Annotated in this window: 23 protein-coding genes and 1 pseudogene; 11 read left to right on the top strand and 13 right to left on the bottom strand. The window is 52.9% G+C overall.

Translation table 11 applies throughout. From position 1 onward, the window contains the following. The first annotated feature begins 22 nt into the window (after nucleotides 1–22). Both M0651_RS01370 and M0651_RS01365 read left to right on the top strand, forming a co-directional pair. Complete coding sequence (locus tag M0651_RS01370) at nucleotides 23–940, top strand: ABC transporter ATP-binding protein (protein ID WP_248550058.1); 918 nt, start codon at nucleotides 23–25, stop codon at nucleotides 938–940. After that, entirely contained in the window at nucleotides 940–1,794 is an 855-nt protein-coding gene (locus M0651_RS01365; protein ID WP_248550057.1) for an ABC transporter permease, read from the top strand. The genes M0651_RS01370 and M0651_RS01365 overlap by 1 nt, the downstream gene beginning before the upstream one ends. Here M0651_RS01365 and M0651_RS01360 read toward each other — a convergent pair whose 3' ends face one another. Further along, nucleotides 1,795–2,394: a TetR/AcrR family transcriptional regulator gene (locus tag M0651_RS01360; protein ID WP_240267515.1), complete on the bottom strand. Its 600-nt coding sequence runs from the start codon at nucleotides 2,392–2,394 to the stop codon at nucleotides 1,795–1,797. A 120-nt stretch (nucleotides 2,395–2,514) separates the two neighbouring features. Here M0651_RS01360 and M0651_RS01355 point away from each other — a divergent pair. Then, nucleotides 2,515–3,070: pseudogene (locus M0651_RS01355) on the top strand (hypothetical protein). Between the two features lie 379 nt (nucleotides 3,071–3,449). Here M0651_RS01355 and M0651_RS01350 read toward each other — a convergent pair. The 6 genes from M0651_RS01350 to M0651_RS01325 all read right to left on the bottom strand — a co-directional run bounded on the left by M0651_RS01350 (nucleotide 3,450) and on the right by M0651_RS01325 (nucleotide 11,303). After that, nucleotides 3,450–4,700, bottom strand: coding sequence for an MDR family MFS transporter (locus M0651_RS01350; RefSeq protein WP_248550056.1), 1,251 nt, complete (start codon nucleotides 4,698–4,700; stop codon nucleotides 3,450–3,452). Between the two features lie 72 nt (nucleotides 4,701–4,772). After that, on the bottom strand, nucleotides 4,773–6,602 hold the full coding sequence (locus tag M0651_RS01345) for a cache domain-containing sensor histidine kinase (protein ID WP_248550055.1): 1,830 nt from the start codon (nucleotides 6,600–6,602) through the stop codon (nucleotides 4,773–4,775). Between the two features lie 9 nt (nucleotides 6,603–6,611). Then, nucleotides 6,612–7,442: a response regulator transcription factor gene (locus tag M0651_RS01340; protein ID WP_248550054.1), complete on the bottom strand. Its 831-nt coding sequence runs from the start codon at nucleotides 7,440–7,442 to the stop codon at nucleotides 6,612–6,614. A 209-nt stretch (nucleotides 7,443–7,651) separates the two neighbouring features. Continuing rightward, nucleotides 7,652–9,346, bottom strand: coding sequence for an extracellular solute-binding protein (locus M0651_RS01335; protein WP_248550053.1), 1,695 nt, complete (start codon nucleotides 9,344–9,346; stop codon nucleotides 7,652–7,654). A 69-nt stretch (nucleotides 9,347–9,415) separates the two neighbouring features. Beyond that, entirely contained in the window at nucleotides 9,416–10,309 is an 894-nt protein-coding gene (locus M0651_RS01330) for a carbohydrate ABC transporter permease (RefSeq protein WP_248550052.1), read from the bottom strand. A gap of 19 nt (nucleotides 10,310–10,328) precedes the next feature. Continuing rightward, nucleotides 10,329–11,303 carry an ABC transporter permease gene (locus M0651_RS01325; protein ID WP_248550051.1) on the bottom strand — a complete coding sequence of 325 codons (975 nt, stop codon included), beginning with the start codon at nucleotides 11,301–11,303 and terminating at the stop codon, nucleotides 10,329–10,331. Between the two features lie 208 nt (nucleotides 11,304–11,511). Between M0651_RS01325 and M0651_RS01320 the strand changes: the two genes are divergently transcribed. Together M0651_RS01320 and M0651_RS01315 are read left to right on the top strand one after the other, a co-directional pair. Continuing rightward, nucleotides 11,512–12,864 (top strand): amino acid permease, encoded by a 1,353-nt coding sequence (locus M0651_RS01320; protein WP_248550050.1) that lies wholly within the window; start codon nucleotides 11,512–11,514, stop codon nucleotides 12,862–12,864. 91 nt (nucleotides 12,865–12,955) lie between these two features. Next, nucleotides 12,956–15,322, top strand: a complete 2,367-nt coding sequence (locus M0651_RS01315; protein WP_248550049.1) for an alpha/beta hydrolase family protein — start codon at nucleotides 12,956–12,958, stop codon at nucleotides 15,320–15,322. A 79-nt stretch (nucleotides 15,323–15,401) separates the two neighbouring features. Here M0651_RS01315 and M0651_RS01310 read toward each other — a convergent pair whose 3' ends face one another. Beyond that, on the bottom strand, nucleotides 15,402–15,956 hold the full coding sequence (locus M0651_RS01310; protein ID WP_248550048.1) for a GbsR/MarR family transcriptional regulator: 555 nt from the start codon (nucleotides 15,954–15,956) through the stop codon (nucleotides 15,402–15,404). Nucleotides 15,957–16,307: 351 nt separating this feature from the next. Here M0651_RS01310 and M0651_RS01305 point away from each other — a divergent pair, with 351 nt between their 5' ends. From M0651_RS01305 to M0651_RS01295, 3 genes are read left to right on the top strand one after another with little or no spacing between them, the layout of a single operon-like run. Next, nucleotides 16,308–17,555: a quaternary amine ABC transporter ATP-binding protein gene (locus tag M0651_RS01305; RefSeq protein WP_248550047.1), complete on the top strand. Its 1,248-nt coding sequence runs from the start codon at nucleotides 16,308–16,310 to the stop codon at nucleotides 17,553–17,555. After that, complete coding sequence (locus M0651_RS01300; RefSeq protein WP_248550046.1) at nucleotides 17,515–18,360, top strand: ABC transporter permease; 846 nt, start codon at nucleotides 17,515–17,517, stop codon at nucleotides 18,358–18,360. Before M0651_RS01305 ends, M0651_RS01300 begins: the two co-directional genes overlap by 41 nt. Nucleotides 18,361–18,367: 7 nt before the next feature. Further along, on the top strand, nucleotides 18,368–19,315 hold the full coding sequence (locus M0651_RS01295; protein WP_248550298.1) for a glycine betaine ABC transporter substrate-binding protein: 948 nt from the start codon (nucleotides 18,368–18,370) through the stop codon (nucleotides 19,313–19,315). Nucleotides 19,316–19,842: 527 nt separating this feature from the next. Here the strand turns inward: M0651_RS01295 and M0651_RS01290 are convergent. After that, nucleotides 19,843–21,168, bottom strand: coding sequence for a glycosyltransferase family 2 protein (locus M0651_RS01290; RefSeq protein ID WP_248550045.1), 1,326 nt, complete (start codon nucleotides 21,166–21,168; stop codon nucleotides 19,843–19,845). A gap of 137 nt (nucleotides 21,169–21,305) precedes the next feature. Between M0651_RS01290 and M0651_RS01285 the strand changes: the two genes are divergently transcribed. Beyond that, the gene (locus M0651_RS01285) at nucleotides 21,306–21,485 is read left to right on the top strand and encodes a YjfB family protein (RefSeq protein ID WP_155606460.1); all 180 of its coding nucleotides are present in this window, start codon (nucleotides 21,306–21,308) and stop codon (nucleotides 21,483–21,485) included. Here the strand turns inward: M0651_RS01285 and M0651_RS01280 are convergent. Next, nucleotides 21,446–21,919 (bottom strand): ASCH domain-containing protein, encoded by a 474-nt coding sequence (locus M0651_RS01280; protein ID WP_248550044.1) that lies wholly within the window; start codon nucleotides 21,917–21,919, stop codon nucleotides 21,446–21,448. The genes M0651_RS01285 and M0651_RS01280 overlap by 40 nt on opposite strands. Nucleotides 21,920–22,105: 186 nt before the next feature. Here M0651_RS01280 and M0651_RS01275 point away from each other — a divergent pair, with 186 nt between their 5' ends. Next, the gene (locus M0651_RS01275) at nucleotides 22,106–23,164 is read left to right on the top strand and encodes a type I restriction endonuclease (RefSeq protein WP_248550043.1); all 1,059 of its coding nucleotides are present in this window, start codon (nucleotides 22,106–22,108) and stop codon (nucleotides 23,162–23,164) included. Between the two features lie 64 nt (nucleotides 23,165–23,228). Here the strand turns inward: M0651_RS01275 and M0651_RS01270 are convergent, their stop codons facing one another. Together M0651_RS01270 and M0651_RS01265 are read right to left on the bottom strand one after the other, a co-directional pair. Beyond that, nucleotides 23,229–24,032 (bottom strand): patatin-like phospholipase family protein, encoded by an 804-nt coding sequence (locus M0651_RS01270; RefSeq protein ID WP_248550042.1) that lies wholly within the window; start codon nucleotides 24,030–24,032, stop codon nucleotides 23,229–23,231. 137 nt (nucleotides 24,033–24,169) lie between these two features. Further along, nucleotides 24,170–25,252: a stalk domain-containing protein gene (locus tag M0651_RS01265; RefSeq protein ID WP_248550041.1), complete on the bottom strand. Its 1,083-nt coding sequence runs from the start codon at nucleotides 25,250–25,252 to the stop codon at nucleotides 24,170–24,172. Between the two features lie 260 nt (nucleotides 25,253–25,512). Here M0651_RS01265 and M0651_RS01260 point away from each other — a divergent pair, with 260 nt between their 5' ends. After that, nucleotides 25,513–26,184 carry an SOS response-associated peptidase gene (locus tag M0651_RS01260; RefSeq protein ID WP_248550040.1) on the top strand — a complete coding sequence of 224 codons (672 nt, stop codon included), beginning with the start codon at nucleotides 25,513–25,515 and terminating at the stop codon, nucleotides 26,182–26,184. Between the two features lie 103 nt (nucleotides 26,185–26,287). On the opposite strand, the gene M0651_RS01255 is transcribed toward M0651_RS01260, so the two are convergent. Next, the gene (locus M0651_RS01255) at nucleotides 26,288–26,563 is read right to left on the bottom strand and encodes a DUF6171 family protein (protein WP_248550039.1); all 276 of its coding nucleotides are present in this window, start codon (nucleotides 26,561–26,563) and stop codon (nucleotides 26,288–26,290) included. Nucleotides 26,564–26,567: the final 4 nt, after the last annotated feature.

The raw sequence follows: 26,567 nt of genomic DNA, 5'->3' as shown, positions 1-26,567 counted from the left end.
TGAACTCGGGAGGGAGTAACCCATGGGAAATATCATTGAGGTCACTGGGCTTAAGAAATCTTTTGGTTCGCTTGAGGCCGTAAAAAAAGTGGATTTTACAGTGAAGGAAGGTAGCTTATTTGCCTTTCTGGGCCCTAACGGAGCAGGCAAATCAACGACGATCGACATCATATCCACCCAGCTTCAGCCGGACGCCGGCGAGGTGATCATCGACGGGTATCGCTTGGGACAAGACGATGACCGGATCCGTTCGTCCATCGGGATCGTGTTTCAGGACAGCCTGCTGGATCCACTGCTCACGGTCGAGGAAAATTTGCAAATTCGAGGCCGATTATACGGGCGGCCTCGTCCGGAACTCCAAGCGGAGATTGAAGCCGCGGCAGAGACGGCGGGGGTCACTGAATTCCTAAAGCGTCCCTATGGCAAGCTGTCCGGAGGGCAACGTCGGCGGGCGGACATCGCACGGGCGTTAATTCACACGCCAAAGGTGTTATTTCTGGATGAGCCAACAACCGGGCTGGACCCGCAAACGCGCAAAAGAGTATGGGAAATGGTCCTCAAGCTGCAGCGGGAACAGGGCATGACGGTATTTCTGACCACCCATTATATGGAGGAAGCCGCTCAAGCCGACTACATCACGATCATCGATCACGGCGAAGTGTTGGCCCAAGGTTCGCCGCTGGAGCTCAAGAACCGGTATGCTTCGGATATGTTAAAAATCAAACCGGTAAATGACGTTGAGCTGACCGCTCTTTTGGAGGAGCTAGGACTGGCCTTCGAACGGGATGCCGCAGGTATCTACCATATAGCGCTAGATTCTACCGCAGAAGCGCTCGGGATCCTGGACCGGTGCCGGGACAATATCGCCAACCTGGAAATCGTCAACGGAACGATGGACGACGTCTTTATTAACCTGACAGGAACGGAGGTCAGAAGCTGATGTTAAGCATCGCAAACCGAAATTTGAAAATCTTCTTTAGGGATCGCGCCGCCGTTTTGTTTTCCCTGCTGGCCGTGTTCATTATTCTTGGACTTTATGTCGTCTTTCTTGGGGATACACTCGCAAGCAGTCTGCCGGTGATTGAAGGGGCGTCGGTTCTGATTAACAGTTGGGTCCTCGCCGGCATCCTGGCCGTCACTTCCGTTACCTCAACCATGGGAGCTTTCGGCATTATGGTCGAAGACCGCTCGCGTAAAATCCTCAAGGATTTTACGACATCCCCCCTCCGCAGAAGCCGGCTGACCGGCGGTTACATCCTCAGCGCTTGCTCCGTGGGCGTCATCATGAGCGTAGTCACCTTTATCCTCGGGGAGCTGTATATCCTGGTGCTGGACGGGGAGCTGCTGCCGCTGCTCAGTATCCTGAAAGTGCTTGGACTCATCGTGTTATCCGTCCTCGCCAGCAGCTCGATCGTCTTCTTCATCACCACGTTCCTGCGCAGTCAGAACGCCTTCTCGGCAGCCAGTACAGTGATCGGGACGTTGATTGGCTTCCTGACCGGCATCTACGTGCCGATGGGCAGCCTGCCCGAAGCCGTGCAGTGGGTCATTAAAGTCTTCCCGATCTCCCATGCCGGCGTGTTGATCCGCAACGTGATGCTGGAACATCCCATGGAGGTTTCCTTCAACGGGGCACCCGCCAAGGCACTGACGGAGTTCACGGATAGTATGGGCGTCGTGTATCATTTTGGCTCCTACCAAGTCGAGTCTTGGGTAAGCATTGTCATTTTGCTAGCGACAACGGTGTTATTCTTCGGCTTATCCCTGCTTAGCGTATCGCGTAAAAACAGATAATCAAGCGTCCGCCGCCGCGTTCGAGAATGAGTCCAGATGGGCCGTCAGAATGCGGCGGATTTTCTTAGGATCAAGCCGTACCGGATCGAGCAACGCATGCAGGGCAATGCCGTCGATCAAAGCGTAGAGCCGCTCCGTTTCCAGCTCCCGATCTGCCCCCGCTTGCAGCAGCCCATGCTGATCCATGGATGCGATCAAACGCTGCATCAAGTCGTACAACCCGTCATGGCGTGCATCGAACCCCTTGGGTTTGTGCCGGAAATAGGCGGTAAACGCCATCCACACCTCCATTTCCGCCCGGGTCTCCTCGCGGGTTGGCACGACCTCCAGCAAAATTCTAAGCACCTTCTCCTTCGGCGGAAGGTCCAACGCAGAAATGTCAAGGATTCGTCCTGCCGCCCTCTCCTTCACCAGGTTCATCGCATAGAGCAGCAGCTCCTCCTGCGAGCTGAAATCATGGCGCAGCGCCCCCGGCGAAAGTCCCGCCGCCCTGGCGATATTGCGAACCGTCGCCCCTTCCATCCCCTGCTCCAAAATCACCCGCCAGGTTGCTTCGGCTATAACTTGTTTTCTTTGTTCATGATCTACTTGTTTTGGCATGTCTCTAGTTTACCACCTCCATGGCCGATCACACAATTTATTTAGCACAGTTGTATTAATTAAAACGGGATGTTACAATACACTCGACATTTTCACATTCATTGCGTTAAGGGGGGCATTATGAACTTTGTCGCTTGGTTGATCGTCGCCTGTGAAATCGCCTTTTGGATCGTCATTATCGCGGGATTATCCGTCCGTTATGGGCTGAAGCGGCCAAAGCTGGGGTTGGCGCTGTTGGCCTTAACGCCGGTGATCGATTTGCTGCTGTTCGTCATTACCGGCGTAGACTTGTACAACGGTGCCGCAGCGACGACAGCCCATGGGATCGCGGCCGTTTATATCGGCGTGTCGATTGCTTTCGGCAAAAGCATGATCGACTGGGCCGACCGCTGGTATCGTTACCTGATCGCCGGTGAGAAGGAGGCTAGGCCGCTCAGACGGTATGGCCTGGAGTTTGCCAAGCAGGAGTTAAGGGGTTTTCTTCGCCATGCGCTCTCATTCCTGATTGGCGGAGCCCTGCTCCTCGGCATGATCACCTTCATCGACGATCCGGGCCGGACCGAAGCGCTGGGCGGGATTTTGCGGGTCTGGGGCCTGGTGCTCGGCATCGGGTCTTGTCATGATCTCCGCGTTCGTCTGGCCGAAGCAGCCGAAACAAAAACCGGACCGGGCATGAGTTGCCCGATCCGATTCTTTTGGCGTCCCCTGGCCAGCTATAGTCGATAACGTGAAAGTTGCGTTTAACTGTAAAATGTACCGTTAATTTCGATGAATGCAGCGTTTTTTTCGAATTAGATGGAAATTCTGACGTTAATTTCGCCCGAAACCGCTCAATGGCGCCACTTCCGGCCAATTAACAGTAGGATTTCCAGTTAATTGACTCCGTACCGCCAGATTGTCCTTAAATAACGGTAGAAAATCCAGTTAGTTGACCCGGCTATGCTCTGTATGGCTTCTAAAAGGCCGCGTAATTCACTCCAATATGCTGGTGGATATGTGCGCAGAGCCCCGTTACTGGTCAGCCCAGGAAACTAACTTGCAGGCAGCCCTGCAAACTAGCTTGGCACCCCCGCCTGGGCTTCCGCTTTCCCGGGCGCCGCTTCCTGCGCGGCCAAATGGCGTTTCGCCAGCAGCAGGAACGGCACGCCAAAGGCGGTCGTCAGCGCGATGATCGCAAAGATGAGGAGCGACTGCGAGACGCCGAAGGCGTCCAGCAGGAAACCGCCCACCAGCGGCGCAAGCACATTGCCTAATTGGTTGAAGCCAAACATACCGAAATACGTACCACGGAGTGTTGCCGGGGCAATGCGGTCGACCAGCACGTCGGTCATCGTAAACATCAACACCTCGCCGATCGTAAAGATGACGACGCCGAACAGGAACGCCCAGATCGTGTGAACGGAGCCGAACAGCAGCAAGCTGCCGGACACGAACAGATTTCCCGCAAGCAGCGGCACAACCGGCGAGAAGCGGCCGGCGAATTTGACGATCGGGAACTGCACCACCAGGACGACAACGGCGTTCAGAGACAGCATGTAACCAAATAATTTGGCCCCGTCTTGGATACTCGGCGTCATCTCTAGATACTGCGCCAGCGTGGAGCTGAAGTGACCATACCCAAGCACGCAGAAAATCATGCCAACCAGCACATACAAGAAGGTCCGGTCTTGTCCGGTCACCTGCATCGCGCCTTTCAGTGACAAGCGTTCACCCGCTCCATGCTCCGCCGTTCCGATCTCCTTATGCATCATAAACTGGAACACCAGAACCAGCCCATACACCAAATAGACAAGGCCGGCGAAATAGAAGGCGAGTCCCGAATCCGAAGCCCCCATTTGCAAACCAAGTATCGGCCCAACGACTACACCTAAATTAATTGCGGCATAACGCAGATTAAATACCAGCATCTTGCTTTCCTGCGGTGTGATATCTGCCAGCAGCGCCCGAGAAGTGGGTTCGAACAATGCCCGGCATAAACCATTTAAGGCATTCATGATAAAAAAGAGCCATACTTGATTCGCCAACCCAAATCCGATGAACACGAGCACCCAGCCGAAAATGGAGATGTACAGTACCCTCTTGCGTCCGATGACGTCCGAGATATATCCTCCGTAAAAGCTGGCGAACACCCCGATCAGCGAGCTAACCGCAACGACGATCCCGGTTTCGGACGGAGAGGCTCCAAGCGACTTAATGAGGTAGATGGATAAGAACGGAATGCTCATAGATGAAGCCATACGTCCAAAAATGGTCCCTACAATGATGGTCCACGATAAAGGGTGAATATTCCTGAGATGTGCGTTCATACGGTTTTCGCCTTCTTTGTTCACGAGTTGTACAAAACTATCTCCCTATTAAACCCGCGAAGTAAAAAAATGTCAAGGCGTGATAGAATCCGTATCTATGGAAGTTTCAGAGGCCCTGGAGCTCCCCGGAGTTCCCCCGGCCGACGGGACTGCCGGGAAGCGGATCAACACCGTTGTGCCGATGCCGGGACGGCTAAACATCCTCACCCCATACTCCGTACCGAAATGCAGTTGAATTCGGCTATGTACGTTACGTATACCAAAACCAGCCTCCGCCCCGGATGACGGATCAAAAATTTGCCGAAGCCGTTCCTGCGGCATGCCGATGCCATCGTCGATGATTTTGAAGCAAACCTCCCGCCCCTTGACATAACCCTGAACGCGGACGTGAATCGGATCGCCAAACCAGGCATGCTCCAACGCATTTTCGATAAACGGCTGCAGAACCAGCTTGACTGTGGACAAAGACAGAATTGCCGGGTCGACCTGGAAGTCGAAGGAAACCGCCTCGCCGAATTTGGTTCGCTGGATGTTGATATAAGCCTCCGCCTGGTCCAGCTCGCTGCGAATCGGAATAATCGTCCTCCCGTCGCTGAGCGACAAGCGGTAGAACTTCGCTAGATCAAGCACCATGCGCTGCAGCTTGTCTATCTCCCCGAACTTGGCGAGCCGACTGATCGAGGACAACGTATTATAGAGAAAATGCGGGTTGATCTGGGCCTGCAACGTCTCCAGCTCGGCTTCCTTTTTCTCCAATTGGGACAGATAGACCTGCTCGATCAGCCGCTCAATATTGTGCCCCATCTCATTGAGAGCAGAAGCAATCTGGGAGAACTCATCTTTCCCGCGGTAGCGCATCCGTTTATGGAGATCGCCTTCACGGAAGGCGTTCAAGACCGACACGATTTTCGTTACCCGAATCGAGAAATAACGAGAGATGAACATGCCGGCAAACGTAAACACAATCAGGCACAACACGCAGATCAGAGTCACGAACCAGCGCACCTTCGCCGAGTCCTGTTCCATAATGGTAAGCGGAACTCGCGCTGTCAGGACCCATCCCGGGCCGCTGACCTCCTCTCGAATCGTCAAATCCTCCGCCGTCTTCTCGCTGCTCCCACCTCCTCCGGACGCTTCAAGCCCGCCGGATTGGTACAACGTTCTTCCTGCTTCATCCTGGATCAGAAGCTGGCTGCCCTCGCCGATTTTGCGGTAGTCCAGCGCTTCGAATAATTCGCTGCTTGGCACGCTTAACCGCAAGAAGCCAATTTCCTGCAAATCAAGCGGCTTGTCACTGTCCACCAGCCGGCGCAGCAGCGAAATCCGGCCATACTCGATGTCCCTCTCCACCTCGCGCCAAACAAGCGTTTCCCCGTATTCCTCTTCCGGGAACTCCAGATACCACGGTTTGTCCTGAATCCTCCGAAGATGATAGATGTTGTATTGCCCCTCGAGCGCATCCGGGTTCTCATGAATAAATGAACCGTGATATACCTCGGGCAGCGTATCGTTCTCCAGAAACACATACATGGCCAAACTCAACCCCGTCGCGTTCATGGCGATATGGAGCTTCGGTTGGAGTACCGTGGTCGTGCGTTCGTAACTGCTCCAGCCCTCCTCATAGCTGCGCAGCTGCATGACCAGCGTGTAATCGTGGTATAGCATAGAAGAGACACGTTCCACGTCCGCTAGCTTGTATTCGATGTTATCGCGAATTTGCAGCAGCGTGCCCTGGATGTTGTTGCGTGTTTGCTTGCGAATCGACTCCTGATAAAGCGTATGGGAGAAATAGCCGATCGCAAGCACTGGAATCAGGATAAAGACGAGGTAAGTTAGCATCAGCTTGTAGCCGAACGGAAGATAACGCGGCGACTGGCTTGATGATACGCGGTGAATCTTCATCAAGGCGGCTCACTCCCGTTTGCGAAATTCCATCGGCGTCATCCCGAAGGTTTCCTTAAATTGTCGGCTGAAATAAGGCATATAACGGTATCCGACCTGACCGGCGACCTCATAGATTTTCACCCTTGGATCCTTCAGAAGCTCACGCGCTCGCTTCATCCGAAGCTCGGTCAGCATTTCGCTGAATCCTTGACCGGTTTCTTCTTTAAATAGATGTCCGAGATAGTTGGGTGAAAAAGCAAACTGTTGGGCGATATGCTTCAAAGTGAGATTCTCATGGAGACGCGCCTGCATCGTAGCCACAATTTCCCGGATCAACCGGCTGCTGCTCGACCTATTCTGCGGCTCCATGGGCTCCGGTTCGTCGAGCCGATCCCGGGCATCCGCTGACTTTTTGCCGTCCTGTGCTCCCCAAGCCTGCATCATTTGAAGGAGCTGTTCCTCCGTCCGTTTGCGATTTGCCTCGTACTCTAGCTCAAGGGTGATTTGCCGCAGCGAGGCCACCAATTCATCGTCGTCCATCGGCTTCAGAACATAGCTGCACGCTTTTAATGAAAGCGCTTGCTTAACAAAATGGAAATCCTGATGCCCGCTGACAAACACGACGCGAACGTCCGGCTTCCGATCCAGCGCTCGACGCGCCAGCTCCAGTCCCGACATATTCGGCATATTGACGTCCGTCACCAGAATATCAACGGACTGGCGTTCCATCAGCTCGCAGGCCGAGAAGCCGTTGCTTACGGCACCTACGACCTCCATCCCCAGCTCGGACCAGGGTATAAACGTCCTCATGCCCTCCAGGTCGAGATGCTCGTCATCGGCAAGCAGTACCTTATACAAGATCGTCAGCCCCCTTTTCCCTTGCGGAAATTCGGTTTCAGCTCCGTTTATCCCTAAGTATACCCGTCCCCCCCAGCGGTTGAGAACGGAGAAAATTCTCTAATCGCAGAAGGCAGTCGTGGAAATCCGTTATGCCGCACTCCGATCCGATGCAAGAAAGGGGAGCCCGGATAAATCGGGTCCCCTCACCGTATGTTCTGCTTCCTCGCCTAGTTGCCTTGGATCATCTTCAAATTTTCATGCCAGCGCTGAGTGTAATACTCCAGCAGCTTCTCGAACCCGAGGGACATCGTGTCGTCATGCGCTTTGTCCAGAATCGCCAGCGCTTCCTCATCTGTCTTTGCGTACAGGGCTTGAGCTCTCGCTTTCTGCCAAATGTCCTTGCCGCTTTGGAAGGTGATTCCCTCCTCCGTATCCGGCAGCGGGAACAAGTTGATGAACTCGGTCGCATCCCCTTGGGTTTTCCACGTGATTTCATATTGCCAATAGGTCGACCAGTTTCGCTCGTTTTCCGGCAGCGTTGCTTCGAATTTCCCCTTGATATCATCCACATATACGGTATTGCCGACCCACATTAACGGGTCCATCTTCGCTTGGTAGTCTGCGAGCTTCTCTTTGTCCTTCGTGTAATTCTCCGTAAACTTCGGCGTGATGCCGTCAGCTTCACGTCCCTGCCAGAACTCGCCCTCGACGCCCCACATTTGCAGGGTCATCCCTTCCGGACCGGTCCACCAATCCAGGAAAGCAAAGATCGCCTCCGGGTCTTTGGCGCTGGTCGTAATCGCAGCGGCATTCCAGCCGAGCATATTATAGGTGCCGGGATACGTTTTGTTTTTGTCCAGTCCTTCCTTGTGGATCGGCCAGATCATGAAATAGCCGGCGTCCGGATCCTTCTGAGTTAAAGCTGCATGGGCCTGCATTGCATACAAGGTTGGATTGGAGGAGGTATACACCGCCACCCGGCCGTTCATCAGCTTCTCTTGCACCTGATCCCGCGTTTGCGTCATCGCATCCTGCGTCATCAGCTTCTCGCGGAACAACTTCGCCGCGTAAACTACCGATTCACGGTAAGCTTCATCCTTGTAAATCGACGTCATCTTATCCCCGCTCGGAACGGCAAAATAACGCGGGAAGCTCAAATTGTTCTCCTTAAACGCGGAGTAAATTTGATCCAGGCCGTGGCCTTCGCTGGCCAGATCCGTCTCCAACGGTATCACGTCCGGATATTTCTCCTTCACGAGCTTTAAGTAGGCGTATAAATCATCGGTGGTTTCCAGTTTTGGCGAGCCCAGTTCCGTATAAATCTTCTTGTTCACGACCCACCCGGCATTGCCATTCGGACGGTTCGTATACCAGTTCGGGAACTGATACAGCTTACCGTCGGGGGATCGCAGCATATTCAACGCCTTCGGATCCAGCCACTTCTTCAAGTTGGGATACTTCTCGATGTAATCATCCAAAGGTACCAACAAGCCTGCTTCGCGCAACCGCTCGACGTCGGCTCCCCGTTCGCCCCAAATCACGTCCGGCAAATCCCCGGAGGCGATCATCGTATTTAGTTTTTGCACCGTATTCCCGCCGTTCGGAATCTCCGTGATGTTCACCTTCTTGTTCTCCTTGACCCAAGCGGTGGTCTCATCGGCGCCCCATTTCGGCATGGTGTACCAGTCGTAGTTGCCGTATAACGTAAATTCCAGCGGTTCTTTGCCAAGCTCGTAAAGCTGCGGTTCAGCAGAATCCGCTTGGTTGTTCTTCGCATTGCCGCTGTTCTCCTTCGGCGCTTCGGCGGTGTTGCCGCTGTTTGCGTTGTTCCCCCCGTTCCCACCGGAGCATCCCGCGATGAACAAGGCGATCGCCAGGAAAACAACCATCATCCGGCCTAACCGTATTCCCCTCTTTTCCATACGACTGTTATCCCCTTTCTACTTTCATTTTTATGTTCAAAGCAAAACCATTTGCTTCAAACCCCACGGCTACTCCTTCAAGGACCCTACCAGAACCCCTTTGACAAAATACTTCTGCACGAACGGATACACCATAACGATCGGGAGCGTTGCTACCATCATCGTCGCCATCGAAAGCGATTTGCTGGTGACGGTTTTGGCCTGCGCCATATGGGCCTGCGCCGCTGCGTCCAGATTCGCCGTCTGCTCGGAGACGATATTGGAAGCGAGAATTTGCTTCAAAATGGTCTGAATCGGCAGCAGCTCCTCCTTCGAAATGTAGATGCTGGCCACAAACCATTCATTCCAGTGCCCCACCGCCGTAAACAACGACAACGTTGCGATGACCGGTCCTGACAGCGGTAACACTATGCGGAACAAGGTGCCCCAATTGCCGCAGCCATCGATCTTGGCCGATTCTTCTAGCCCTTGCGGCAGCCCTTGGAAGAAGGTACGGAAGATGATCATGTTCCATACCCCGATGAGCGAGGGAATAATATAAACCCAAAATGAGTTGAACATCCCTAAGTTGCGGATGAGCAGAAAGGTCGGAATCAACCCGCCGGAAAAATACATCGTAAAGATACACATCAGCATGTAATACTTGCGTCCCATCAGCTCGCGTTTCGTCATGCCGTAGGAGAAGATCGCCGTTGCCAAGATTGCGCTGACCGTCCCGACGATCGTCCGGAGTACAGAAATGACGAAACCCGACATCAGCCGTTCATCCTGAAAGACAACCTCGTAATTTTCCAAAGTAAAGGCCCGCGGCCAGAGGGTAATTCCGCCTTTCGCGGTATCCAGCCCCTCATTCAGCGAGATCGCAATGGCGTTCAGGAACGGATATAACGTAGAGAGAGCAAAGACGATTAAGAAGACATAGATGAAAACAACCATAACCCGGTCACCTCTGCTGCTATACATCGCGAACACCTCCTCCTGATTACCATAAGCTGTTGCCGGATTTGCGGGCTACATAATTGGCGATAGTCAACAGCCCGACACTGACGACCGCTTTGAATAATCCAACGGCGGTAGCGTACGAATATCGGTAGTTGTTGATCCCGACCCTGATCACATACGTATCGATCACGTCAGATACATCCCGCAGCGCCGGGTTCACGGCCAACACGAGGATATCCTCGAAGCCGGCGCTCAGCAAATTGCCGATCGCCAAAATCATAAAGATCGAAATCACCGGCATGATGGATGGAAGCGTTATCAAATAAATTTGCTTGAAGCGACTGGCTCCGTCAATTGAAGCCGCCTCATACGTATTCGGATCTACCCCGGCGATCGCCGCCAGGTAAACGATGGAGCCGAAGCCGATTTCCTTCCACACGTTGGTCGTAATCAGGATGGTCCAGAAGTATTTGGGCAGCGACAGGAAGTTGATCGGTTCCTGAATCGTACCCAGCCGCTCCAGCAGCATGTTCAAGCTGCCATTGTCCGTTGCGAGCAGCGAGGCGACCAGTCCGCCGAGGATCACCCAGGACATAAAATGCGGTAAATACGTGATGGTCTGCACCACTCTCTTAAAGACCATTTTCCGTACTTCATTCAGCATTAATGCCAACAGGATCGGTGCTGGAAAACCGATGCAGAACTTCAGCAAGCTGATCACAATCGTATTGCGCATCACCGTATAGAAATCCGGTGAATGAAAGAAGTAAGCGAAATGCTTCCAGCCCACCCACGGACTGCCGGTAAAGCTGTGGCCGATCTTGTAATCTTGAAAGGCGATCAGGACGCCGTACATCGGAATGTAGCTGAACACGAATATGAGCGCCAGCGCCGGAAGTACCATAAGCTGCAGGTCGATTTGCCGAATAAAACGCGCGAACCCGTTGCTCCTTCTCTTATAAGGCACACGCGGCATGGCGGGTTGCATTTCCTGATCGACGGATAGCCGGGCCATACGCTTCTCCCCTTTTCGCTTTATTCATCTTGAGAGTTATTGTATATTGGCTCCGGGCGCTTGCCTACCTGACCAATCAACGAAATGTGATAATAATCAACCGGCTATGATTTCATTTCCTCTGCCTGGGGAATTAGTGTAATATAAGTCCGTATTGCATTTTAGGGCATTTCGAGGATTCAACTTCTGTTTAGGGGGCTTTATTTACGTGAAATCCGATTCTTCTACGCTGCAGAAAAAACTGCTGCCCCGCCATATCAGCTTCATGGCCATGGGCGGTGTTATCGGCACCGGCATCTTTAAAGGAAGCGCCGAGACCGTCAGCTTGGCGGGTCCTGGCGTCATCTTCTCCTACGTCTTTGCCGGCCTGCTGCTGCTTGTCGTCATGGGCGCGATTGCCGAGATGGCCACCGTGTATCCCGGCAGAAACATGAAGGACTTCATTCGCGAGGCGTTTGGGGAGCGTATCTCCTTCATCTTGGGTTGGTTGTACTGTTTCATGTGGCTGGCCGTTTGTGTGATTGAAGTGATCGCTGCCGGCAGCTTCCTGCAGTTCTGGCTGCCGGATGTGCCCCTGTGGGTGCTTAGCCTGGCCAGCGCCATCTTTATCCTCGCCATCAATATGATGAGCGTAGGCGGATACGGCGAATTTGAATTTTGGCTGGCCGGGGTCAAGATCGCGATGATTATTGTGTTTATCTTGCTAGGTGCGGCCATGCTGTTCGGCTTTATCCCGGGTGCTGAAGCTCCGTTTCCAAGCAATTACACCGACTACGGTGGCTTCTTCCCGAACGGATGGACGGCGATCTTCTCGGCGTTGCTGGTCGTCATGTTCTCCTATGGCGGCTCCGAGTTGATCGGACTGACCTTGTCGGAGGCCAAAGACGCAGAAAAGGTGCTCCCCCGGGTGGTCAAAAACTTTATTTTGCGCGTGGTGTTGTTCTATACCTTGCCGATCTTGATCATTTGCGGGCTGATTCCGTGGAATAGTCTCAGCGAGCAGACCAGCCCGTTTGTGCAGGTGCTGACGTCTGCAGGGCTGCAGGGCGCGGCGCATCTGATGAACTTCATTCTGATTACAGCTGTCTTGTCCGCAGCCAATTCCGGCATTTACGGTGCGACCCGGATGCTTCATTCAATGGCCACCGGCGGCGAGGCGCCGGCCAAATTGGCGCGAATTTCATCCAAGGGCGTGCCGATCAACAGCTTGATTCTCAGCGGGATTGTCCTGATCCTGGGCTCCATGCTCGCCGTTCTTAATCAAGCGGGATTGTTCCGTTTGTTGATGGCCGTGCCCGGTTTTGTCGTGCTGCTCGTGTGGATCACGATCTGCTTGTCCCAGCTGAAGCTGCGTCGGCGTTATCCGACCGTGCCGAGTTTTAAGGTTTGGGGATTTCCTTATGTTACGATACTGGCCGTGATCGGCTTAGCGGTCATCGCTCTGCTGTTCCTGTTCGACGCGCAGAACCGCATCAGTATCGGCGTATGCCTGGCCGTGCTCATCTTGTTAATCGCTTGGTCGGCCATCCGATTCCGCCCGCGCTCCAACCAAAGAGATTAGCTTGCAATTTCGACGTTCGGCCCCTGTATTCCCCTGTTCCTCCCCTTCCCCTGCCCATGTTACAATGATAGCAGAGGAGAGAATACAACTTTTGGGGGAGACCATGGAACTTCAGGTTGTTACGGAACTAGTGTTGCGCAAGCCAAAACGGCGTCACCGGATCGCTCGCCGCATCCGGAATGCCTACCAATACGATACCGCCTTCTGGCGATCCGCCGTTGCCGGCCCCTGGGGGGCTGGCATGTTCGCGTTTGGCCTGCTGGCGTTGGGCATGCCGACCGGGCTAGGAACCGCGGTCGACCTTCTGCTGTTCCTGCTGGCGGGAACGCTGGGGCTGTACCTGATCTCCCACGTCACCTCGCTGCTGCTGGCTTTGATCGGGTTGCCGATCCCCCGTTTGTTTACGGGGGCGGTCTTGTTTAACTACGCCGCCGCCTTCCTGATTTTCTACTATAACGAAGTATCTCTTGCTGCGGCTTCGATGGTGGCCGCGGTAATCAGCCTGGCGGGGATCGCCGCCGGGTTGCTGGCGGGAATGCTCGCCAGTCGGCGCCTCCGTCTTCCTCATAAAGCGGCGGCCACCTTGACGGCGGTGCTGCTCGTTGCAGCGGCCGCGAACTGGCCGTTCGCAGCGGGCAACGACTCTGCTGCTCCCGCCTTCCAAGGTGTGCAAAGCGCCGGGCTCCAAGAAGCCGGCGAAGTCGGGTTCGGCGGGCTTTCGTCCGATCCGCTGGATAACCCCGCCGAACCCGGGCCCTATGAAGTGTCGACCTTTACGTACGGCAGCGGGAACGACACTTGGCAACCCGAATTTGGTGAAGCCGTCGACATCACGTCCGAATCGGCGGATGCTTCCGCTTATATCAAGAAATGGTCAGTCTACCGGACCGCTTATTGGGGATTTAATCAACGTGCATTGCCGTTGAACGGGAGAGTCTGGATGCCGATGACGGCCGAGGAAAGCAACAACGCAGAGGGTCAAACCCGCTTTCCACTCGTCCTGATCGTTCATGGCAATCACTTGATGGAGGATTTCTCCGATGACGGTTACGCCTATCTGGGAGAGCTGCTGGCCAGCCGTGGGTTCATTGCCGTCTCGGTTGATGAGAATTTCCTGAATTACTCCGTGTGGACAGGGATTCCCGACAGCGATATGAAGGTCCGGGCCTGGGTCCTGCTCAAGCATCTGCAACAAATCGGCGATTTTGCCAATGAGCCTGGCAACCCGCTGTACGGCAAAGTCGACTTTGCCCGAATCGGCCTAACTGGCCATTCCCGAGGGGGGCAGGCGGTCGCGATGGCCGCCGATTACAAGGATTGGTTCGGAAGTGATACGGAGTTGATTCAGAGCCTCGCCTCGTACCGGATCGAGGCCGTTGCCGCCATTGCACCTACCGACAGGAAAGTGGACGGCAAGGTCACTCAACTGAAAGATATCAGCTATTTAACGCTCCAAGGCGCGCGGGACGGCGACGTCAGCGACTTCGACGGCGACCGGCAGTACATGCGAACGAGTTATTCGCTAGGTGAGGAGCGGTTCAAGGCTTCCCTGTACATCGGGGACGCCAATCACAGCCAATTCAACAGCAGCTGGGGCGGTCGCGACGTCAGCTATCCGAAGGGAATCCTGCTTAGCCGGGACGGGATGCTGTCGCCGACCAATCAGCGAAGCATCGCCAAGGTGTACCTCTCGGCTTTCTTCGAAGAAACGCTGCGTGACGGGGAGCCCGGGAACGACGGCGAACCAGGCCGGTACCTCCCGCTGCTGCAGGATTACCGCACCGGGCTAGCCTGGCTCCCGGACACCGCGTATTACAATCGGTTCGAGAGCGGTGTATTTACGGCTTGGGCCCGCTACGACGAGGATTCGAACCGAGTGACGTTGCCCGGTGGAGGAAAAGCGGCGGCCAGCGGGTTAGCCTGGAAGGAAGAGGATGCGAAGAACCGGCAAAACGGCGTCAAGCCGTCCCGAGGGATCGTCCTGGAGCGCCGGATGAGCGGCAATGAGCCGTCCGCTTACGCACTAAGCTGGGAGCAAGGCGCTCCGCTGCCAACCAGCGGCAAACCGGAGGAATTGGCTTTCTCGTTGACTGACCGCAGTTTTGAGCTGGAGGATAACGTTACGCCGGACGCCGCATTGGCCGAAGGAACCGTTCGAGTCGAGGTCGAGTTGACCGATGGCAACGGTACCTCCGTCCGCCTGCCCCTGACCAAATTTATGGACACCGAACCGTTGCCCGTCACTTCGTTCACGATCCACCCCTGGCTGGACCGTCACTTGTCGGGCGGGAAATACAAGCATCCGACGGAAGCGGTATTTCAAACGTACCGGCTGGCCCTGGCGGACTTCCAGGCAGCCAATCCGGCCTTTAACCCCGGCACCGGAATTCAGGGGTTGGCCTTCCGCCTAAGCGGTGGCTCTGCCAAGCTGATGCTGGACGATATCGGAGTCTACTGACACGCAAAAAAACGCTTATTCCCTGCAGCCAACGGATGGCGCCTTGGGATAAGCGTTTCTTTTTCTATATATAGAAGAGTTATTCCGTTTCCTTCGGGACCAGCTTGTAGATCTCTCCGCTTTCCATCGTATCGATCAACCGGTCCAGCCATTCATAATACTTCACCGTTTCCTTCATCTTGCGGACGTCTTCCTCCAGCACTCGGCGAAGCGGTCCTTCCGACTCCTCCGCCATCGCTTTGGTCAATTCCTCAATGGAGCGGCGCAGCACCAAGATATTACTTTCCACCGCTTTTCTCCATTTAATTGCGAAAAAGTCCGTAAACGTTTGGTACCAGTCGTACTCCACTTCATATAAGTCCTTGCGGGAGCCTTTCTCCCACACTTTATTGACCATTTTGAGATCCAACAGGGTGCGGACTCCCGTACTCATGCTGGTTTTGCTCATCTTCATCTCCATGCCCATCTCATCAAGGGTCATCGGTTTGTCGGCAAAGAATAATAGACCGTACAAGTGCCCTGTCGATAAAGAGACCCCATACAAATCCATATTTCGTCCAATCGCCTCGATCACACGCTTGCGTACCTTCATTAATAATACCTGTTGCTCATCGGTGAGCTGGTCCAAGCTCATGCTTGCAACCTCCTATCCATTTGCAAAAAAAACTCTTCGGCTGTAAAGTGTTGATCCCGCGAACTCTATGTTTCTATGCGGCTCAACGCTTATTCTATCTTAAGAAAGTCAAGACCAAATGTAAAGAAGCAGCCTAGGTAGCATTTGGGAGAATTCCGGAGTTATCCTGAAGTTCCTTACGTTCAGTTTTTTCTGTACGTACCTTATGTACGGTTTTAGGCTTTGCGTTCTTGACAGAAGGTTTGTTAAGCTTACATCACGGGTTGATGCGATACCGCCTCGCTAGGCCACTTTCTTGCAGCGAGCTGATATCGAAGGGGGAACTGAAGGATTTAGAAGAGGAGTGAATCTATGAATCAGCCATTATTGCAAGTACGTGAAGTCAGTAAGTTATTTGGCCCTCATCCAGAGCAGGGCATTCCCTTATTGAAGCAAGGTTACACCAAAGAACGTCTACTTAAAGACAAGGGGATCACGGTCGGCGTCGGACAGGTCAGCCTGGACATTCGGGAAGGCGAGATATTCGTCATCATGGGCTTGTCCGGGAGCGGCAAATCGACGCTGGTTCGCATGCTCAATCGCTTAATTGAGCCGACGGCCGGCGAAATCCTGCTGCACGGACGGGATCTCCGCAAAATGAACAAAGCCGAATTACGTGAAGTACGGCGCAAATCGATCAGCATGGTGTTCCAGAAGTTCGCCTTATTCCCGCATCGGACCGTTCTTCAGAACGTGGAATATGGACTGGAAATCCAGAAAGTTGCGAAAAAAGAACGCCGCGACAAAGCGATGCAGGCGCTCGAGCTCGTTGGTTTGAAAGGCTGGGAGCTCAAGATGCCGGATCAGCTCAGTGGCGGCATGCAGCAGCGGGTCGGCTTGGCTCGTGCGCTTGCCAATGATCCGGAAATCCTGTTGATGGACGAAGCGTTTAGCGCACTCGATCCCCTCATTCGCCGCGACATGCAAGACGAGTTGCTGGAGCTGCAGGAGAAAATGAAGAAGACGATCGTCTTCATTACGCATGATCTGGATGAGGCGCTGCGCCTCGGTGATCGGATCGCTTTAATGAAAGACGGCGCGCTCGTTCAGATCGGTACGCCAGAGGAAATGCTGATGAACCCTGCCAACCGTTATGTTGAACGATTTATCGAGGATGTGGATCTGTCCAAGGTGCTGACAGCGGCCCGCGTCATGCGCCGGCCGGAGGCGGTCACCCTGGATCGGGGGCCACGTGTCGCCCTCGAACTGATGCGCGAACGTGGGATCTCTAACCTGTTCGTCATCGGTCGGGGCAAACAGCTGCTTGGCGTAATTACAGCCGAAGATGCCTCCCGCGCCGCCAAATCCAGTATGGGCCTCGAGGAGATTCTGATCACGGACGGCCCTCGCGTGGCGCCGGACACCGTGCTGAGTGATCTGTTTGAGGTCACCAGCTCGTCCAAGGTGCCGCTTGCGGTCATTGACGAGCAAGAGCGCTTGCTTGGCGTAATCGTACGTGGCGCCGTGTTGGGAGCCCTTGCCGGAGAGAGCCATCATGAATCCAAGGAGGTGAGCCCAAATGAAGTCCATACCGAAATTGCCGTTAGCCGAGTGGATTGAATCGCTGGTTGACGGAATGGAACGGACACTCGGGGGATTTTTCGACGGATTGTCCCTGACGATCGAAACAATTGTTGACTTCTTCGCCGGGCTGTTTCTGCTGCCGCATCCCCTGCTCTTTATTGTTATCATCGGAATCATTGCTTATCTGATCGGAAAATGGCAGCTAGCCCTATTCACCGTCATTGGGTTCCTTCTGATTGACAACCTCGGTTATTGGGACGAAACCATGAGTACCCTAGGCCTGGTTATCACGTCAGGGCTGATCTCAATCCTGCTTGGGATTCCGATCGGCATTTGGAGCGCCTACAGCAAGTTGGTTCATCGAATCGTCTCACCTCTGCTGGATTTCATGCAGACGATGCCGGCGTTCGTTTATCTGCTGCCGGCCGTGACTTTCTTCAGCTTGGGTGTCGTTCCAGGGGTGATCGCTTCGGTGATCTTCGCCATTCCGCCGACAATCCGGCTCACTTATCTTGGCATCAAGCAAGTGTCCGGCGAGCTGACGGAAGCGGCCAACGCCTTCGGCTCCACGTCCTGGCAGAAGCTGTTCAAAGTGGAGTTGCCGCTCGCCATGCCTACATTAATGGCCGGGGTGAACCAAACGATCATGTTGTCGTTGTCGATGGTGGTCATCGCCTCCATGATCGGGGCGCAAGGCATCGGGGCTACCGTCTATCGGGCGGTCACCCAGTTGAAAATTGGGCAAGGGTTTGAGGCTGGTCTAGCCGTGGTCGTCTTGGCCATCGTGCTCGATCGCTTTACACAAAATTTGTTTAAATCCAAATCACAAAGGGGAGATTAAGATGAAAATGAAGTTGAAGACAACGAGGAAACTGATGGTGCTGGCAGGTCTGGTTGGGATGTTGGCATTGTCCGCCTGCGGACAAGCGAACAACTCCACGACGGGTGGCGGAAGCAATACACCTGAGGCTTCTGCGAACGGGGCGGGCAACTCCACAGCCAGTGCGGTTGGCGAGCAAGTCGATTACGAAATCATCGGGATCGACCCCGGCGCTGGAATCATGAAAGCGACAAGCCAAGCAATCGAAACCTACGGCTTGGCGGATTGGAAGCTGATCGAAGGCTCCGGCGCGGCGATGACGGCGATGTTGGATAAGGCGATCAAAGCCGAAGAACCGATCATTATTACCGGCTGGACGCCGCATTGGATGTTCGCGAAATACGATCTGAAATATTTGGAGGACCCACAGAAGGTCTACGGCGAAGCCGAGGAAATCCACACGGTAGCTCGGAAAGGCCTGAAGGAAGATCATCCGACCGCTTATGAATTCCTTGACCGTTTCGAATGGACATCGGATGAAATGGGAGCGATCATGACTGCGATTCAGGAAGGTCAGGATCCGGCTGAAGCCGCCCAAGCCTGGGCGGACGCCAACACGGACCGCGTTGACAGCTGGACCGAGGGCTTGACGCCCGTGGACGGCGACAAGCTCAAGCTGAGTTATGTCGCTTGGGATTCCGAGATCGCCAGCACAAACCTGCTAGAATACGTGCTGGAGAGCAAGCTTGGTTATGATGTTGAGTCCCTCCAGGTCGAAGCTGGCCCAATGTGGACCGGTGTCGCCAGCGGGGATGTCGATGCGACCGCGGCCGCTTGGCTGCCGCTCACCCATGCGGATTACTGGGACAAATACGGCGAACAACTCGACGACCTCGGCGCGAACATGACCGGCGTTAAAACCGGCCTGGTGGTTCCGGCATACGTGAATATTGGCTCGATCGAGGATTTGAAGTAAGGAAGGAACGGCCTTCGGAACGGCCTTCTCTTTCTAACGGAACTCAGAGACCTTATTCATCCATTTCCCGGCAATTTCCCGCTGTAACGGAACCCATAGACCTTATTTGGCTCTAAAGCCAGTAAATCAGCTGATTTTATCCGAAATAAGGTCATTGGGTTCTGTTAGAATCGGTGGACCTCTACAAAGTGTGAAATAGCGTCCCCTGGTTCCGTTAGCACTCTCAAGTGTGAGTAGCGGAGCGTACGTTTTGGGTACGTGAGCAACTGAAATGTTTCCGCAGGAAACATACATCGGAAGCATACGCTTGTACCGGCTGAATTCAAGATTCGACGCCGACTCAGCTCCTCTGGATCCACTTCGTGATCGGAAGATAACTTTTTGAACACCCTTTCGGAACAGGAAGAAGCCACCCCGGGCAGGGGTGGCTTCTTCACGTATATATCAATTAAGAAGAGGGAGTATCTAAAGAATAGCATTGGTTCCTTAAAGGAACATTACAGAAACCTGAAGATCAGCTTAAAATTCTATTTCCAAATCCGTTTTCGCTGCAGCGCCTCCTGTACGTACCCATAAACGGAAACCGGGCTCATCACCATTTGGTAGAGCAGCACATAGGCAATAAAGCCGAACAGATTCTTACGGATCCGTAGGTTGAGCGAGCGGAACACCTGACTTTGATACCGGTACAATATAAAGTTTTGGATAAACGTCAGTGGCAGTACCAGCAGCGTTGCCGGCCCGACGATCCAGAAGATGCCAAAAAAGGCGAGTACCAAACCCGGCAGCCAACAGAAGGTGTACACCAAATCCAAATACGGCATCAACAAATTGCAACCGGTTAAATACTTGGCATAAATGGACGGCTGGTTCCACGGCTTCAGCATTTTCAGAGCTTCGATCATCCCCCGAGCCCAACGGCTCCTCTGCCTGACGAGATGACGGAACGATTCTGGAACGTCCGTAAAAGCAACCGCCAGCGGTTCAAAATACACGCGCCACCGCCGGGCCAAGAACTTCCAGGTCAGCACGATATCCTCGCCGATCGCATCCGGCCAACCCTCTACAGCGCGCACGGCATCGGTTTTATACAGGGAGAAAGCCCCTTGTGCTACCAGGGTTCCCTGGAACATGCCCTGCAGCCTTTTAATACTGGCAATCCCGAGAAAATAATCCCATTCCTGCAGCTTGGCCCAGAAATTATGGCGGCTGTTACGGACGAGCACCGCTCCCGCAACCGCGCAAATATCCGGCGGCGCCGATTCCATGCGGGACACGATATGCTTGACCGCCAGCTTGTGCAGCAGCGTGTCTGCATCCAGTGTGATCATCAGATCGGTCTCCACCAAATTTAGAGCCGTGTTAAGCGCATGGTTTTTACCTGGCGTTTTCTCCTCGATCACGAGCAAGTCCAGCCCAAGCTCCCTGCCGGCAGCCTTGGCCCGCTCCGTCGTTAGATCCGAGCTATTGTTGTCAATTACAATGACCTTCATCGGCCCCGCGTACTCTTGCTCGGCTAAATACGCAAGCGTGGTCCTGATCCCTCGTTCTTCATTATGACACGCGATCAGCACGGTCACCGGCCATTCGGGAGACCCCTCCGGAAGCGGCGGCTGACGGTCCAGCAACAGGCTGACGATCATAAAAGCGTTCATGTATCCTGGAATATACGAGATCCCCGCGATAATCAGAATCGCTGCAGGCAGCGTCACAAACCTCGCAAAGTCTTGCAGCCACGGCATCGATACCCCTATGGAAAAGAGCATCCACAGACCTGCCGCCACATGGCTGATCCAAAATTTCTGCTTCACCGATATGTATATTCGTTTGGGATCGTCGTAGCTGCGATTCATGATGTTCTCCCTTATGTGAAATCGTTAGGTATGCCCATTATAAGCGGTGCCGGTCAACCCTGTAAATCATATAATTGCTTGGGAAATTTATCATTTACCGCCGCACAACCGATACAAAATGGAGAGGAGGTGACATTATGGATATTGCAGCAACGTCCGTAGCTATGAGCCAAAGCGCGCTTTCCCAAGCCGTTGGAATCCGCGTGTTAAGCATGGCCAAAGACCAGGCCGAAATCCAAGGTCAAAATCTCGTGCAAATGATGTCTCAAAGCCAAGCTCACCCGACGCTCGGGAAGAACTTGGATATCAAAGTATAACTCTCCCAGCTCCATAGGCCTTGTTTGCCGAGGGCAGGAATCGGCTCGGGAAGCGGACGCAGCTCGGTCAGTTCCCAGGCGTACCGGCCCGGTGCAAAGTCGCCGAACCGGTATTCCTGCCCTGCGGCTTCCAAACATCTCTCTCCAACACCGAGCCAGGCCGTCTCCCCGCTGTTGCTCCGCACGCAAAAACAATCATTCAACCGGCAAACGGCTACGATCGCACCTCTTGGCAGTTGATCCGCAGACGAGTATCCGTGCGCGAGTAAGAGGGAACGTATGGGTTCTGTCTCACAAGCCTTCCGATCTATCTGTTTACCAGCATGTATGCCAAGCTCACCCCGATAATTCGTTCTCCAGCTCCTCGTTTCTAATCGTTTAGCCCCTATTGCAATCAACGTCGCCCAGGGTTGTCGGATTGTGATGCAGCGCATGATCTCCCTCCACTCTTTTCTCCAATATAACCCATTTTCTATGAACTTTCAGCGGATGTTTCCTAGTTTTTATTCTCATCGGGTTTACGAAAAAGTATAATGGTTGTGATGTGGTCATGTTAGGCATGCTGGAACAAACAAGCAAAATCCCTCAGCCGATGGGGAACCTAACAAGGGGTAATTTCTATGGAATTCCAAGATCAAATCCGAGCATTAGCCAAAAGAGTACAAAAGTTAAAGGATAATATCCAAACCGAAGAAGCTACTAAAACATCGGTAATCATGCCGTTTTTTCAAACACTTAACTACGATGTATTTAACCCTGAAGAATTTATCCCCGAATTTACTGCAGATGTAGGCATAAAAAAGGGAGAAAAAGTAGATTACGCGATCATGAAAGATAAAAAGCCTATGATACTAATTGAGGCAAAGTCTATTCATGAAGAGTTAACTAAACACGATTCACAATTATTCCGATATTTTGGAACCACAGAAGCAAAATTTGCGATTCTTACCAATGGAGTTATTTATAAGTTTTATACCGATCTTGAAGAACAGAATAAGATGGATGCAACCCCCTTTTTTGAATTCAATTTGTTTGATATCAGAGATCATCAATTAGCTGAGTTGAACAAATTCAAAAAAGAAACATTTGATGTTGAGAGCATTAACACTACAGCGGCAGAACTGAAGTATACCAATGAAATTAAACGATTTCTGAAAATTCAATGGGAAAACCCTACAGATGATTTCGTGACCGCAATACTGTCCGAAGTATATCCTGGGAAAAAGACTAAACAAGTGATTGAGAAATTCAACGGCATTGTAAAACGTTCTTTTAAAGAATTTGTTAACGATATGCTAAACGATAAATTGCAAACGGCATTAGCTAATACGAACTCGGAAGTACCCGCCAATAAGGAAGCTACACCTATAGTTGAAGAAACCGAATCAACTCCTGAAGTGATAACAACGCCTGAGGAATTAGAAGGATACATAACAATTCGAGTTATACTTAGGGAACTGGTTGATCCGACTAGAGTACGTTATCGTGATAATCTTAGTTACTTCAACATCCTGCTAGATAACAATATTCGAAAATGGATTTGCCGACTATATCTAAATACCAACAATAAATCGGCGCAATTCAACGATGAAAATAAAACAACTATTAACTTAGATAACATCTCGGATTTAATCTCTTGGAAGGATAAAATCATCGAAACGACAAGAAAATTCTTATAAATGAATATAGAAAAGACTCCCTAAGACGGAGTCTTTTCTATGTTTTTATACTTAACAGTTTATATCACGTCTGCTTAAATCCTGGCTTCACCCGCCTAACCTCCGCCTTCAACTCATCCATCATCAACTCGGCTGCTTCCTCTCCAGCTTTAATGCAATCGGTCATTTTGGAGAAATCAAACGCGGACACATGCCCCACATCCGGCCGGATGACAATGTCCGCCAGCCGCAGGCTGGTATGCTTGCGCTCCGCGGTCATCAGACTGTAGGAGCGGTAGACAACCTCGATCATGTTACGGGGCGGCTTATTTTCATGCTCCCGGGTCACGTCGACCGCGATAATCAGCCCTACCTCCTTCCGCTTTAACTCCTGAACAGGCAAATTGTTCAACACCCCGCCGTCAACCAGCAATTGATCCCCTCGTACTAACGGAGCAAACACCCCGGGAAACGCCGTCGTTGCCCGCAGCGCCGTCCCCAAGTCGCCTCGATCCAGGATGACCTGCTTGCCCTGCATCAAGTCGACGGCAACGGCCTTAAACCGAATGGGAAAATCTTCGATATTCAACTCATCCTTACCATGCTGCTTCAGCAGTTCATTGACCGTGTGGTAAATTTTATTCCCGCCAATGAGACCCCGGTGGCGGATTCCTAAATCCATCAGCCGGTATTTCGGCGTGTGGTACAGCAAATCCTCGATGTCCCCCGCTGGAATGCCTGCCGCATACAAGCCCCCGATCGCACCGCCCATACTGGTGCCCACGATCGTGTCCACTGGAATCTCATGACGCTCAAATGTCTTCAGCACGCCTAAGTGAGCGAGTCCACGTACGGCCCCGCCGCCCAATACCAAACCCACTTGATCCATGGCCATCTCCCCGTCAGCCGTTCCTTTTTACTAAAATACATATTCTTCAGCTTGTCGGAAGTTCCTCCTCTTCCGAGCAAAGCGCCCCGAATCGATGGCAACATCGACCCGGGGCGAACCAGAGCAATTGAATGAACTTATTGGAAGGCGGAGTAAGGAATTGTGAATTCCGGCATCCCCGCCGCATAAGGCGTATATTCATATTGGGTAAAATAGATGACGACCCCGTTTCGGTTCAAGAAGAAATCGCGGTCTGCTTCGATCGAAGTAAACGGATTAAGCAGCTCCAGTTTACGCTCTTTAATTTGCTCCTTCACTTTATTGTTAATCATCGAAACGTAATTGGCGTTATTGTTCGCCACCTCTTTCAAGGTCAGCACTTTGCCGGTAGACAAATCAAATGTATACGGCACACGGGCGATCATCCCGTGAGCTCCTCCTAGATAAACATCATAGTCCACATAAAGGCTTAGCTTACCTTTTTCGTTATAGGTGACAGTGAACCGGCCGTCAAAGCTAGGCTGACGTACCGTTGCGTTCGGGTCCTTATCGAGAATATTGTTATTTTCCTCCGCAACCAGACCGATTTCCTTCGCCCCCGCAGCAACGTGCTTATCCGCTTCTTCCTTGAGGAAGGTATTAATAGTCTGCTGGACTCCACGATCCGCCAACCCGGAAAGGACCGGATAATAAACCAGCAAGGATCTACCGTCACCGTCCGCTCCAATTTCCTTAGCTCCAATCTTCACGTCATTCTCTTGAACGGCTTTAAGAGCGATAAGCTTCGTGGAGGAATCATAACCGACGAGATAACCCATTTGTTCGAGAATGAAGCGCATCGGCAAATAGGTCGTGTTATCCTGAACTACGAGCTGCGGCCCCCAAAGGAGCTGATCATTTAACTTAAAGGAGGTTGCGTTCAGGTTAATCTCTAGCACCCGGTTTTTTCCGGTGACTTTCACCACCTGCGTCGCTTTATCGAAGCCGATGCCCAGCCCAATTCCATTACTCAAATCACGCAGCGCGATATACGTAGTGCCATGTAGGTTGATGGTTTTGATCGCTTTCTTGGCACCTTCTATACTGAACGCTTGAGGAGACACCGTATATTTGGCTTTGGCCGCAGCTTCTGCCTGCTGACCTGGGAATGAAATGGCCAATGGAGCCGCCAAAAGTGATGCAGCAAGGGTGTAAATCATCCATTTATTGCGTTTCTTCATCGTAATGATTCCTTTCCGGTGTGGTTTGGGTAACTTGAAACGGATTACATGGGATAAACGATGCGAGGGGTGAAAAAGTTGCATATCTGGAGCCTCGGCTCAGCCGAAAAGCTCGAGGTGTAAAAGTGCATCTCTAAACGAAAGAGTGAAGGTTACTCGGACCAATGAGCCTCTCGGAGACCATAGGCGGGACTGGTATACCAAAGAACAAATCGATTACAATGTTATCAACAGTACATCGATAGGATGGAGGGTTCCCTATGTGCGGGCGATTTACGATTACACTTCCCCTGGACGAGCTGATCGTCAGGTATCTGATCTTTGAGAATCGGCTGGCGAAGTTCGCCCCGAACTATAACGTAGCGCCGATGCAATTCATCCCCGCCGTCATCTCGGGCAAGCAAGGCAACCGCCTTGGCGAGCTGCGATGGGGACTGGTGCCGTCCTGGGCCAAAGAGGACAAAATCGGCGGCAGTATGATCAATGCCCGAGCCGAATCACTAACGGAGAAACCGGCGTTTCGCAAGCTGCTCACGTCCCGGCGTTGCCTCATCCCAGCCGACGGCTTTTACGAATGGCAGCAGCGGGAAGGCGGTAAGCAGCCGTTCCGGATCGTCATGAAAGACGGAGGCCTCTTCTCCTTTGCGGGGTTGTACGATATTTGGACCGATCCCGAAGGGAACAAGCTGGCGACTTGCACCATCATTACCACGGAACCCAATTCGCTGATGGCTGAAATCCACACCCGAATGCCCGTCATCCTTCGTCAGGAGCACGAAGCTGAGTGGCTGGCGCGGGACCATGCAGACGCCGCATCGTTAGTTAAGCTCCTCCAGTCCTACGAAGCAGCGAAGATGCGAGCTTACACAGTATCTTCAGCCGTCGGGAACGTGAGGAACAATTCCAAGGAACTGTTGGAAGCGGTCAAATAGTCGAATAGATCCAGTCCGATCCCGAGAAAAGGGCATCGCCTTTCCGCGTGAGCAAGTTGATCCACCCTGCCGCGTAAAAGACGAAGCCCTATTCACTGTTCATTCATTGATCGTTGTTACTCGCCCACATTCCGCCGCCCGGCAATGGACAGGTCCGCTCCTTCAACCAGGCGACGACCGGGATAATGCAGCCGCAGGCCGTGCAAGTCATCTTGTCCATCAGCTTGGGACAGGCACCGCAAACGCGCAGCCTTTCCTGGTACTGCTCCTCGCTTACTCTTCGCTCGGGTGCAAACGCGGTCGTCTTCAGCAGGCGCTGCATTTGCTCGTCCGTGACCCGGTAATCGTCTCGGCATGCTTTGCATGAGGTATCCGCCATCCGA

Source organism: Paenibacillus mellifer (assembly GCF_023195895.1).
In the GTDB taxonomy this organism is placed as follows: domain Bacteria; phylum Bacillota; class Bacilli; order Paenibacillales; family Paenibacillaceae; genus Fontibacillus; species Fontibacillus mellifer.
Note: the sequence above shows the minus strand (reverse complement) of the source record. Positions and strands in the feature narration are given on the sequence as shown.